The organism is Oceanipulchritudo coccoides, from assembly GCF_010500615.1.
Taxonomy (GTDB): Bacteria; Verrucomicrobiota; Verrucomicrobiia; order Opitutales; family Oceanipulchritudinaceae; genus Oceanipulchritudo; species Oceanipulchritudo coccoides.
The window spans coordinates 725316-738202 of the sequence record NZ_JAAGNX010000003.1; the positions used below are offsets into that span (position 1 = coordinate 725316).

At 53.6% G+C, this 12887-nt stretch carries 9 protein-coding genes; 3 read left to right on the forward strand and 6 right to left on the reverse strand.

Annotated features, from left to right (window positions below):
• Nucleotides 1–132 precede the first annotated feature (132 nt).
• Together G0Q06_RS13630 and G0Q06_RS13635 are read left to right on the forward strand one after the other, a co-directional pair.
• Nucleotides 133–1170 (forward strand): phosphate acyltransferase, encoded by a 1038-nt coding sequence (locus G0Q06_RS13630; RefSeq protein WP_163967093.1) that lies wholly within the window; start codon nt 133–135, stop codon nt 1168–1170.
• 22 nt (nt 1171–1192) lie between these two features.
• A complete protein-coding gene (locus G0Q06_RS13635) occupies nt 1193–2332 on the forward strand; it encodes a phosphotransacetylase family protein (RefSeq protein WP_163967094.1) in 1140 nt (379 codons plus the stop codon).
• 16 nt (nt 2333–2348) lie between these two features.
• Here G0Q06_RS13635 and G0Q06_RS13640 read toward each other — a convergent pair whose 3' ends face one another.
• Both G0Q06_RS13640 and G0Q06_RS13645 read right to left on the reverse strand, forming a co-directional pair.
• Nucleotides 2349–2732 carry an STAS domain-containing protein gene (locus G0Q06_RS13640; RefSeq protein ID WP_163967096.1) on the reverse strand — a complete coding sequence of 128 codons (384 nt, stop codon included), beginning with the start codon at nt 2730–2732 and terminating at the stop codon, nt 2349–2351.
• A 12-nt stretch (nt 2733–2744) separates the two neighbouring features.
• Complete coding sequence (locus G0Q06_RS13645; RefSeq protein WP_163967098.1) at nt 2745–4298, reverse strand: response regulator; 1554 nt, start codon at nt 4296–4298, stop codon at nt 2745–2747.
• A 55-nt stretch (nt 4299–4353) separates the two neighbouring features.
• Here G0Q06_RS13645 and G0Q06_RS13650 point away from each other — a divergent pair, with 55 nt between their 5' ends.
• A complete protein-coding gene (locus tag G0Q06_RS13650; protein ID WP_163967100.1) occupies nt 4354–5772 on the forward strand; it encodes a CCA tRNA nucleotidyltransferase in 1419 nt (472 codons plus the stop codon).
• Here G0Q06_RS13650 and G0Q06_RS13655 read toward each other — a convergent pair.
• The 4 genes from G0Q06_RS13655 to trpB form a co-directional block, all read right to left on the reverse strand.
• Nucleotides 5733–9077 (reverse strand): S8 family serine peptidase, encoded by a 3345-nt coding sequence (locus G0Q06_RS13655; RefSeq protein ID WP_163967102.1) that lies wholly within the window; start codon nt 9075–9077, stop codon nt 5733–5735. The genes G0Q06_RS13650 and G0Q06_RS13655 overlap by 40 nt on opposite strands.
• 73 nt (nt 9078–9150) lie before the next feature.
• Nucleotides 9151–10713: a putative Na+/H+ antiporter gene (locus G0Q06_RS13660; protein ID WP_163967104.1), complete on the reverse strand. Its 1563-nt coding sequence runs from the start codon at nt 10711–10713 to the stop codon at nt 9151–9153.
• Nucleotides 10714–10728: 15 nt separating this feature from the next.
• Nucleotides 10729–11604, reverse strand: coding sequence for a YicC/YloC family endoribonuclease (locus G0Q06_RS13665; protein WP_163967106.1), 876 nt, complete (start codon nt 11602–11604; stop codon nt 10729–10731).
• Nucleotides 11601–12830, reverse strand: a complete 1230-nt coding sequence (gene trpB, locus G0Q06_RS13670; RefSeq protein ID WP_163967108.1) for a tryptophan synthase subunit beta — start codon at nt 12828–12830, stop codon at nt 11601–11603. Before trpB ends, G0Q06_RS13665 begins: the two co-directional genes overlap by 4 nt.
• Between the last annotated feature and the right edge of the window lie 57 nt (nt 12831–12887).

The window sequence follows — 12887 nt, forward strand, 5'->3', positions numbered from 1 at the left end:
TCTGCCCAGAGGGTCGTCCAAGGACGAGAAAATTATCCAAAGTCCTGCCGGAACTTTGATCTCCCATCCGTTTTCCCTTCCACTAGGTCAATTCTTCACCCATTATGCGCCTCTTTTAAATCACCACTCGTCATGTCATTTATGGATTCATTATTGGGCAAGCTGCAGAGGCACCCAAAACGTGTCGTCTTCCCGGAGGGAAGCGATCCGCGGATCATCCAGGCGGCTCGTCAATTTTCCACCCAGAAGTGCGGCGTTCCCGTCCTCCTCGGTGACCGTACCGAAATTAAGGACCGGGCACAGCGACTGGATATACGCCTTGACGGAATCCGTATTATGGATCCCCAGCGGAGTGATGATTTTGACATGTTCCTCCCAATGATTGAGGCCTTACCTGCCTATGCGGACCTTTCCCCTGAGGAAAAGAAGAGCCTCCTTCTGGACCGTCACAACTTCGCCGCCCTGATGCTTGTCTCTGGACGTGCCGATGCCCTTGTAGGAGGCGCCACCGTCACAACCTCGAGCGGTTTGCGATCTCTTTTCCGGATAATTCCGACACAACCCACAGTCAATACCGCCTCATCGATGCTTGTCCTGGATCAGGAAAACACGAAAATCGGCATGGACGGATTACTCTTTTTCGCCGACTGCGGGGTTATTCCCGATCCCTCGTCGGAACAGCTTGCCGACATTGCAGTTTCCACTGCGGAAATTGCCTGGCATCTCACCGGGGAAAACCCACGGGTGGCCTTTCTCAGCTTTGCCTCGCATGCCAAACGTCCCGTCCATGCCTCCATCGGGAAGATTCGCGAGGCCGTCCCAATCGCCGAAGCAAAGGCAGCCGCGCGGGCTATTCCAGTCGATTTTGAAGGTGAACTGCAGCTCGATGCCGCTCTCGATCCCGAAGTTGCAGAGCAAAAGGGACTCGCCAATAGCGAGGTTGCCGGAACGGCCAACATCCTTGTTTTCCCCGACCTTAACTCAGGGAATATTGCCTCCAAGCTGCTCCAGGTGGTCGCGGGCGCGAGAACCTACGGGCAGGTCATTATTGGCCTGCAAAAGCCCTGTGCCGAAATCAGTCGGGGAGCCCACGTGTACGATATTTTTGGAACAGCTGTTATCACGGCCTCCCAGGCCATCAACCGGAAGCTCCTCTTCGGAAGCCAGTAGAATCCCTCGAGCGCTTTGTTGGATGAAGGAATACCTGACCAAACCCGAAAACTCATTGACGCCGCGATTGTTTGTGGCCGCGACCCGGCAGAACGATGGCAAGACAACGACCTGCCTTGGGCTCTTTGCAGCCATCCAGCACAAGCTGGAAAAAGTCGGTTACATCAAGCCGATCGGCCAACGTTTTGTTAAGTTTCATGATCACCTGATTGACGAGGATACAGTCCTCTTTGATACGACTTACGATATCCACACTCCCATCGAAAGCATGAGCCCCGTGGCGATCGATGGCACCTTTACCCGTCGGTTTATAGATGACCCGAAGGGTATGCATCCCGTATTGGTCGATAGCGTCCTGCGGGCCTTCGACCGGTCAGCATATGAAAAGGATATGATAATCATTGAGGGGTCGGGGCATGCTGGGGTTGGCTCCATTTTCAACCTGTCAAATGCTGAGGTAGCCCGACTGCTTGGAGCCAAGGCCATTATTGTCGCCCGTGGAGGCATTGGGAAGCCGGTCGATGAGATCTCCCTCAACAAGAGCCTCTTTGATAAGTTTGGCGTCGAGGTCATTGGTGCCATTCTCAACAAGGTTGATCCATCTCGCATGGAGTTGGTTCGCCAGTATACAGGGAAGGCGCTGGAGGCCATGGGGATTCCTCTTCTCGGGCTCATCCCGGATACCGAAACCCTCACCTACCCGAATCTTTCACAGGTTGTCGAGGCAGTCGAAGGACGATGGCTCAATGGGGAATCAACCGGCGAGAATAACCGTGTTCGGAACATCGTTGTCGGGGCCATGACCGCCAACAGCCTGATCGATTACATCAAGCCGGGAATGTTGATCATAACCCCGGGAGACCGTGAGGATATCCTGCTGCTGACAATTGCTGCATGCAGTGTGGCCGGCAAGCGGCCCCTTGCGGGAATTGTCCTGACCCGCAACATACAACCGTCCCATCACATCATGGAAATGATTGCCCAGACCAATATTCCCGTGGTGATCAGCAAGGGCGAAAGTTATACCGTCGCGTCCAGGATAAATTCAATGACCGTAAAGACACAACCTCAGGATGCAGACAAGATTCCAGTTATTAAGAAACTGATCGCCGATAATGTGGATCTGGAAATGATAATGAAGAAACTCAATATCAACGTCTGACCAGACCGGGAACAATCTAACGGGTCTGCTTGCGGCGGCGGTATTTCAGAACCACCAGTTTATCCAGCCCGGCAAATTCCATGACCCGGTGAATCGCCGGACTACTGATCCGGATGACCATTTTTTTCTTCAGCTCCTTGACCCGGACACTTTCCGCAAAGAGCCAGTTGATTCCCATTGAATCAACTACCCGGGAAGAGCGCATGTCCAGGTAAAGGGCGTTCCACTTTGCTGGGTCCACCTTTTCCATGATCTCCTTGATGCCAATACGGAGATCTGGCACTGGGGTGCTTGTCACATCATCCTTGATTTCAATATGGAGCCGCTTCTTGGCAGCGTCCAGATGGCTGGAAAGTCTGTCCGAAAGATCGGCTCCCACAATAATTTGTTCCTTGACCATTCCTAGATATCCTTACGCCGGCACAGGGGAAATTTCAAAATCAAAGACCAGTGACGTCCCCTTGTTTTCCAAATGAAATTCGTCACTCAAATGCTGGATAATTCCCAACCCCAAATGCTGAGAGCCGGTATGGCCGATATCCTCAAGGCGTTTCTTCAAGTCGAATGAATGTCCCCGGCCGGGATCATCGATAACAATCCGGAGGCGATCCTTTTCAGGACTAATACTGATCTGTAAATGAGCAAACTTGTCCGGGGCTTTTTCACATCCATGGATGAACGCGTTCAGCATGCCTTCCCGGATGCAAATGAGGAGATCGTAGAGTCGGTCACCGAGCTTGTCTTCCAAGGCAAAGGAAATACTTCGACGCCAATTGGACTGAAGGTGGTCGATATGCTCAACCTCCGTCCCGGCGTAGTGCTCGCTTAAAACTGGCTGAAATTGGGAGTTCAAGGGTATTTGGGATTTCAATGAATAACTGAGAACGAGTATGTCGTCCTTCGGACTAATAGGCAAGTCATAGATAGACTTTTGGCCGTGCATCAAAGCATACAGCAAACTAAATGCATTCACTTTCAATTCATCTGCAAATTCGGGCAATCCATCTGTAAAAATTATTAGCTGGGCGTTCCCTTTTATGGGTATTCGAACATCGGCAACATCAATTTCCTCCATCCAACCCAGAGGGAATTTTCCAGAGTCACCTGTCTGAATCCTGCCCGTTTCCGAGACGACATAACATGGAGTAAACCCGAAGTTCCAGTGGCAAATACTGGTCCCACTTGGCGGGATGTAAAAGGTGGAGCAGGAAAGACTGATCACATCCTCATCCAGGGATTGGGAAAACCCTCTCTTTCTGAGCGTGCTGTTGGACAACTCCAGAAACTCCTGGACTGGGCAACCGTTTTCCAGGCAACCCCTGAACATGCCCTGAATATAAGTGGAGACAAAACCGGACTTGATCTCATGTCCTGAAACATCCCCGACCAGCAGGACCCACTCGCCGGGCGATTTAGAATGTGTGATGAAAAAATCTCCCCCAACCTCATGAAGGGGTTGGTAAAATATCTGGACCCTGTCACTGAGTTCCTCGGGGATCCTGCTGTTCATCTTTTGATCAAACTGCTTCAGATCCCTGAGCCCCTGCCTGTCTAGAACGGATTGCCTCAGTCGCTGGGTATCGACCACGGCGTCCTTCATGACCCGCTGAAGCTCGCGGTGGGTGACCGGTTTTTCCAAGTAGTGAAAAGCCCCCCCAGTAAGCGCGCTCTGGACGATCGCTTTTTCGCCCTGACCCGTGATGATCAAAAACGCGAGATTCGGATCTTCGGCATGAACCCATTTCAGGAATTCGATTCCGTTTCCATCGGGAAGGCGGTAATCGCAAAGAATCGCCCAGAGTTGTGCCAGGGATTCGCTCTCACATTGCCTGCGTGCTTCCGTGATTGATTGTGCACTGATCACCCGAAACCCGGAAAGGGACAGGCTCGATACCATAAAGCTCAGCCCGTGAGGATCATCCTCGACAACAAGGACTGCGGGGCTTCTTCCGGTAATCTCCGTCATAATTGGGTGATGTTTGATTGTCAGAGCGCATCCGCTTTGGCAACTTGAAACCCCTATGAAAGACCTTACCCGCCACTACACACAGTCGCACTGGTCTTTTTTGATGAGATTGGCCCGCTTGTGCGCCGATGCGGGAGGCAAGGCCTACCTCGTTGGAGGCTGCGTCCGCTCAGCCCTTCTGGGAGAAGAAGTCCTCGATTTTGATGTTGAAGTATTTCAACTGGAACCGGACATCCTTGAATCCCTCCTTCGTGAATTAGCCCCTTTTACAAAGGTTGGAAAAGCCTTTGGTATCTACAAGCTATCCGGTTGGCCCGTGGATGTCGGTCTGCCGAGAAGAGAATCCAAGAGGGGATCAGGACATCGGGGATTTGATATTTCGATCGATCCCGGAATGTCACTTGAGGAAGCGGCCATGCGAAGGGACTTCACGGTCAATGCAATCTACTTCGATATGCTCGAGGAAGGATTAATTGATCCGCTGGGAGGTCTTGCCGACCTTGAGGCAAAGCGCCTCCGGCATTGCTCGGAACGATTCTCCGAGGATCCCCTGCGTGTTCTTCGCGCAATGCAATTCGCAGCCCGGATTCCTGCAACCGTGTGCAGGGAAACAACCGACCTCTGTAAGAACCTCACCCCTGAGGGACTTTCGCCGGAGCGATACTTTGCCGAATGGGAAAAACTCTTGCTGGAAGGGAAAAGCCCTTCCGCCGGGCTTCATTTCCTGGAGGAATGCAGGTGGCTTCAATACTTTCCCGAGCTGGCAGCCATGTCCGGATGCCCCCAGGATCCTGAATGGCACCCGGAAGGGGATGTTTATGAACACACTTTGCATTGTCTGGACGCCTTTGCCCGGGAGCGGTCTGGCAATCGGGAGGAAGATCTCATCGTTGGATTTGCCGTGCTCTGCCATGACATGGGCAAGCCCTCGACAACCAAATTGATCGATGGCCACCTTCGCTCCTACGGCCATGAGACCGCTGGCTTGAAACCAGCAAGGGCATTCATGAAACGCCTGAATCTGGCCACGAAGTTGGCCGAGCAGGTTCTTCCGCTCATTAAGTGTCACATGCGACCAGCGATTCTCTTTCAGGAGAAGAGTTCACCTTCGGCCATCCGGCGCCTTTCGCGGGATTGCGGGCGTCTGGATCTTCTTCTGCGGGTCTTCCGGGCTGATTCGGCGGGCCGGCCTCCGATCCCGGACAACAGTCATGAAGCCAACGACTGGTTGCTTGCCCAGGCACGCCAATTGAAAGTGACGTCAACCCGACCCAAGCCGCTCTTGAATGGACACGACTTGATGAAGAGAGGTTGGACACCCGGCCCTCACATGGGCAGATTTCTGGACAATGCCTACGAGCGACAACTGGACGGGGCATTCACCACCCGGGCAGACGCACTTGAATGGCTGGAAGATCAAAGGCCCTCGGAGGATCAATTTAAAGAGAACCAATCCGACCGGCTGAAGGAATAAAACCAGGTTGGATTTTCCGGTCCTTGCAGGTAATAGATCCAATTCCCGGTGCCATACTGATAGAACCATGGGTAAAGATTCCTGTCTGTCGCCAGCCAGCCCAGATCGGAACTATCCGAATAAAGGACATAAGGATCATTGCCCTCGCCATGTCCGCTATAGACCCAACCAAGGGTCGGCAGGTAAACCCAGGGATACAAGTCTCCGTAAAGCCGTCCAAGTGTTCGATCCTGCCACCAGCCGTTACCCTCATTGGAGAGAATCGTGTAGTTATTTTCCAACTCGCGCCACGGAAGAATCCGCGGTACTCGCTGTGCCTCGAAGATATCTGCAACAACAGGCAGGGACCCTCCCGAGATAGCTTCTGGGGCAAGGGTTTTGTTCAGGGGCAGATAAAACTGCAGACTGGATTCGACTCCGGTCAGGCGGCTGGCATGGCGTGCGCCGATAAGCGCGGGAGAAACAACACTGTCCCAGATCCGGAACTCACCCATTGAGCCCTTGAAGGCGCGAGCTCCCGAGGGGGCTTCACCCATGTAAAGAGGGGCGTTGCTGTTGTCAGCAAGTGGCTGTGAGGGTGCACTGCTCCCCTCAAGAGGATAGCTTAGACTTACCGGGACTCCATTGACATACATACGGACCGGCGTCGAAAAATTGCCGCTGTCATAGGAAATCGCTACATGCTGCCATTCATTAAGCTGGATGGAATCGCTGATCGAGTTGGCTGCGACTGTGGTGAAACCGTCCTCCAGAATGAAGTAGGCGACAAGGCTCTTGTCATTGTAGAAGGAATGATCAAATCCGTTGAGGAAGAATATGAATGTAGACCGGTCAAAGATCCGCCCGAAGCCAGTCACATATTCGCCGTAGTCTTCCGGATAGATCCATGCTTCCACGGTAAAATCATCCCGGATCGAGAGGCCGGGGGCATTATCAAGACGGACAAAGTCATCCTCCCCGTCAAAATCCAGGACAACATCCGCGGACTGCTGGACAATCACGGTGGCCCACCCCGTGGATATTCCGTCGGAATCATCCGTCAGCTCATACTGGATGCGCTCGACCCCTTTGAATCCAGCGGGCGGCGTGTAGGCTATGGTCCCCTCGCCTGTGATTGTCGCGCTGCCATTGACTTCACTCAAGATACGGGTCAACCGCAATGTGTCACCGTCGGGATCAAGGTCATTTTCCAGGACAGGCAATTCAGTAGTGCTGTCCGCCAGAACCGGAAAGAGATCATTCCGGCCAACGGGACGTGGGTCACGGATTTGAACAATTCGCCGCAGGACCCCGCCGTTGCCGTCTGAAATTAAGACACTGAATGAATCGAGGCCATTCTTTGTTTGGCCCATCGAGAATCCGATCCGCCTGGATGAGATACTTTCGATGGTTCCAAAGCGTGGCTGCTGGATGGAGAGGATAGTCAGGGAATCCCCATCCGCATCGGTGACTCCGTCCAGCACGTCGACCTCGATGGGAAAGCTCGTGCTTTCAACAACAAGACTTTCGGCTGCAGGCGGTTTGTTTTCCTGCGCTGAAATTTCCGTTCCCCAAAGCTCGAGGGACCATCCGAGTAAGGAACCGCTTCCCCCAGTTCCATCGTCGGTAATGGAAAGCACCCACTCGCCTAGGGATAGTTCATTAAGAAAGTGCGTGGACAAATAGGTCCAGCTTCCCGGGCTTCCGCTGGAATTGGAATTACGATGAGGTTCCGCAAGAACGCTGCGGGTCCCGTTTGGCGAGCGCAGCTCGAAGCGCAGATCTCCCCAGTCCGAATGGGACAGGCTAACCCGGATGCGCGCGTGCTGGACACGGATATTACGGTTAATCTGGAGGGACTGATTTACGAGAGAGCCCTCCGGGAGGAATGTAGATGCGGTGGAGGTGGCCTGGGCAACTTGCCTTGCTCCAAGGAGCGGCCAATCAGCGGCCAACTGGACAGCGGCATGCGCGTCAACGCGGCCGAAGCCGTAATTGTGACTGGCCCAGTGTCCAGCCGCATTGGAAGTCCATTCCCCTTCGATGAAGTCGACAGGAACGGCGGTCAGGGCGAGAATTTTCTGAACATCCCGCCAGCCCAGTTCCGGTCGTCTTTCGAGCATTAGGGCGACCACGCCTGAGACAATCGGGGCAGCCGCTGAGGTTCCACTGAAGTTCTCGTAATAGTCTGCATCCGAATATCCGGAAGTACCGGTATTGTCCGTGGTCAGAATGCCCGCTCCCAACCCGCGACTTGGGGCTGAAACAAGAAGGTTGGCTCCCGGCTCACTGTATCCCGCCTTTACGTCATTATCCCCCAACGCCGCTACGGAAATGGTGTACGGAGAGGCGTTATATCCGTCGTAATTGGAGTTGTCTCCGTTCAGTCCCCCGTTGCCTGCTGCCCACACGTAGATCGTCCCTTTCCCGTTTCGACCGTTCGAGGTATTACTGGCGAAGGCGCTTTTCAAGACACTGGAAATATCGACATAGCGAATACCCGCATCATCAGAAGGCCCCCAGCTATTATTGTAGATGTCGACCGGAATCCCGGAAGAGACATGATAGGAAAGGGCCTCCGCTTCCTCGCCAAATTCAAAACCCCCGGCGATAAGGCGAAGCGGAACCAGCGACGCATCATACGCGACACCCAAACCGCCCAGCTCGTTCGATGCTGCAAGGGAAATCCCCGCCACCGCTGTTCCATGACGATCATCGGTATCGAAGGGGTCAGGCGCAGGGTCAGAATCGTCATCATTGTAATCGTAGCCAGATCCGTTGATCCAGTTTGATTGAAGATCCGGATGCGCGTACTGGATACCTTCGTCAACAACACCGATTGTGACACCGGCACCCGTAATTCCAGAATCCCAAACTGGACGGACATTGATATCCGCACCAGGAAGGCCGCCGGATTGGCCGACATTCTCGAGATGCCACTGCTCGGGAAAACGTGGATCCAAGGGAGCAAAACTTCTCGGGTAGCGATAAATAATCCGGTTCTCCTCAAAACGCAGCACTTCTGACCGGGACTTTAATTGGCGGATTATGTTGTCCCTGCTGGCAAGATCGTCCGGGCGGCTTTGCAGATTCTCTAAAAAGCGAACCCTGTGATAACCCTTCACTCCGCGTACGGGTCCGGCATAAATGGCCCCAAGCGATTTGGCAACATCCTGTGGGGAAGCGTCCTCAGCAATCTGGATAAGCCATGAATCGCCTGCCTCCGAGGATGGATCAAGGGGCCGATCCAGTGCGAAAACGGGGGAGGAACTACTAATGAGGATCGCGAAGAACGCGATGCATGATAGGGAACGGGCAACAGGCATAATAAGAAACAAATTTAGGACTTGTTGCCGTGAAGACAACTTCCCGTGGAATTTGTTTCGATAAAATTGCCCCCTATTGGAGAATCATGAAACAGGCGGCCATGACCAAAGTCGGGAACAATGCACCGAGGAGTAATTTGCCCGGAGCGACACCATCCTCAAAGTAACGACTGAGCAGGGATTGCCCCGCAGGATTGGGCGCATTCGCAATGACCGTCAAGCCCCCACCGGTAACGGCTCCGGCGACAACGGCATATTCCTTGATGACTGCCGATTCACCCAACATCGGATCAAACGCAGGTACTTGACTGGCAAGGAAAGTGATGGCGGCGTTGTCGTTAAAGGCAGTGAGAACGGTTGCACCTGTAAAGAGACTGAACTCACCCAGCTGACTGAGGATGGGTGCAATCCACCATTGTTGCAGGGACCCGTGCGTCACCAGTCCAGCAAGGAAAAATCCGACGAGAATCGGTCCCTTGATCTTTACGTCGTCCTGGTGCGTGGCGGTGGCTTGGACAAAAGCCATGAAGAAGAGGAAACCGGCGATGAAAATTGGTGGATTATGCAGATTGAAGACGGTCCATGCCATGAAACCCAGCACGACAATCGTGATCCAAAGCGGAATTGGCTCTTCTTGAGCACCTGTATGCTCAGCCTCACGCGCATCGGCAGTCTCCTTCAGGACAGCAAATTCCTTGCGCAGGAAAAACCCGTAAACAGAGGTGGCAATAATGATCCCGACAAAAGCCTTCCAACCAAAATGCGTGAACATGAAGGCAATGTCCCAACCCCATTTGCCAGCCACCATGAGAACTGGAGGGGCTGCGAAATGCGTCAAGGTCCCGCCAACCGAGACGTTGACAAAGAGGAGCCCGAGGGTGCCATATTTGAATTTATTGCTGGGTTTGAGCGTGTAAATCGTCTTCGCCAACAGAAGGGCGGCGATAGTCATTGCTGCAGGTTCTGTTATGAAGGATCCAAGCAAGGGAGCGACAATCAGAATACTAAACCACCATGCCTTGGGTGAGCGTCCCCCGATACCCGCAATCCTGCCAAGGATGAGTTCGCTGAAATGCAGCACTGGCCGTGTGGAGGCGATGGCCATGATCACAACGACAAAGACCGGTTCAGTGTAGTTAACGACCTCGTCAATGTAGTAAGTGGCGGAACCCCATCCATAGAAATAGAAAATCGAAACCAGGAGAGGCACGCACCAGATGCCGAAAATTGCCTCCACTTCCCCAAGGAAATGGTAGATTGTTGCGGAAAAGCTGGTATCCTTGCGTTTGCTGTCAGCCGGGTCCCTTCCCTCTGCGATATACTTTTTCTCAAGCTCCTCGCGATGCTTAATCTCCAGATGATGAGCCATCTTCTGGAATTTGCTGGCCATGAAGGTATGCACGACCGCCATCAGGAAAATGATGCTCGCTACAAGATTGAACGGGTTTTCCTGAATCCGGTGCAGCAGAATGCTCGTGAGCGATTCCATCCCGTGCGCCTTTTCATAGGCTTCGTAGGCTGCCAGCGAAAATGGCAGCGTGACGGTATCTTCAGAGGGGGCATGCCCGCCCCGGGCAGCAAATGCCACAGCTGGGAAAAGAAGAATCAAAATGGGGAAAAATCGAGCTGTTTTCATGATAAAAAATACTGTTTATTCGATATTCTGGATCTGCTCACGGATCCTTTCAACCTCGTTCTTGGCTTCAATCACATGCCGACTGATTTCGACATTATTGGACTTTGATCCAATGGTGTTAAATTCCCGGTTTATCTCCTGGAGAATAAATTCCAATTTGCGTCCGATTGGGCTCCCGGCTGCCAGGCACTCCGCAAACTGGTCAAAATGGCTCTCCAGTCGGGTTTGTTCTTCCGATATATCACACTTGTCCGCAAAGATGGCAATTTCCCTGAGCACACGTTCATCATTGAGGTCGAGTTCAAGGTTAGCCTGGCCGAGACGCTGGAAGAGGATCTCGCGATACCGGGGGACGGTGCTGGAAGATTCCTCACCAATGGTGGTCAGCCCTCCTCTCAACGCACTCAGGCGATCCTTTAAATCGCTCTCAAGGGCAGCGCCTTCAGTGCCGCGCATGTCCTTTAACTCCCCGGCAGCCAGCTTGACACACTCCATCAGCGGAACGGAAATTTCATCACTGCCCGGAAGGAGGACATCCACTTTATTCAGGGCAGCCAGGCGCACGAGGGCATCCGCGCCGGGTGGCCAGTCAATCCCCTGACGCTTAGCAACCTCACCAAGGCGCCTGAGGCTGGAATCCAAGCCAGCCTCGTCCCAGTGAAAGCCGCTCTCCGCCGCAGCGGGCTGGGCCTGGATACTCACGTGGAGCTTGCCGCGGGCAAAGGCCCCGCGCAGAAGCGCTTGGATGTCACGCTCGAGCAACTGCCACTCACGTGGAAGGGAAACCGAAATCTCGAGGTTGCGGCGGTTGACCGAATTGATCTCGACGGAGATATCCATCCCGGCGAAATTCGTCTGGTTACGGCCAAACCCCGTCATTGAATACATCATGATGCATTTTCTCCCATTTCCTTGAGAACCCGTTCAATTTCGCTCACATCCTTGTCTCCCCGCCCGCTCAAATTGACACAGAGGATTGCCTCCGGCGCCATTTGCGGGGCCCGTTCCATGGCATAAACAATCGCATGCGTACTCTCAAGCGCGGGCAGAATTCCCTCGGTCTGGCAAAGGAACTTGAAGGCCTTGAGCACATCATCATCCGAGGCATAGGCGTATTCGATTCGTCCCAGATCCCGGTACCAGGCATGTTCCGGACCAATGGCGGCGTAATCCAAGCCTGCCGAAATTGAATGAGTGGGCTCAATCTGACCGTCAGCGTTCTGGAGGATATAGGTCTTGCAACCTTGCAGGACGCCCATCTTCCCGCCCTGGAAGCGCGCGGCATGCTCGCCTTGTGATATGCCACGCCCACCCGCCTCAACGCCGACGAGACGAACAGACGGATCCTCAAGAAATTCGTGGAAAAACCCGATGGCGTTGCTGCCGCCGCCGACACAGGCAACCATCTCATCCGGAAGGCGGCCCTCAGCCTCCATGATTTGCGTCCGCGTCTCCTGACCAATAACACTATGAAAATCCCTGACCATCATCGGAAATGGGTGTGCCCCAAGGGCGGAACCCAGGATGTAATGCGTGTTGCCTGAGCTGGCGACCCAATCACGCATGGCTTCGTTGACTGCATCCTTCAGCGTACGCTGTCCGGTCTTGACGCCACGCACCTCCGCACCGCAGAGACGCATGCGAAACACATTCAGGGCCTGACGCTCCATGTCGACTTCACCCATGTAGATCACACATTCCATGCCAAACTTGGCACATACTGTAGCCGTCGCGACCCCATGTTGTCCGGCTCCTGTTTCAGCAATGATACGCTCTTTCCCAAGCCGCTTGGCGAGGAGAATCTGACCGAGAACATTATTGATCTTGTGCGCTCCCGTGTGCAGCAGGTCCTCGCGTTTGAGGTAGATGCGTGCACCCCCGAGTTTGCGGGTCATGTTTTCGGCAAAATACAGTCCGGTCGGCCGCCCGGCATAGGTTTTCAGGTAGTGGTGCCATGTCGCCATGAATTCAGGCTCAGCCTTTGCCTTCTCATAGGCCCGGGTGAGTTCCTGCAGGCAGGTCATGAGCGTTTCAGGCACATAGCACCCTCCGTATGGTCCAAAGTGCCCGGAGCTGTCCGGAACGCTTGATTTGTCGATTTCTTGCGTGGAAGTCATGTATCTAGACACTGTGGGCAGGTTTAGACCAGATGCCAGTCTTCTTGACAATAAAAA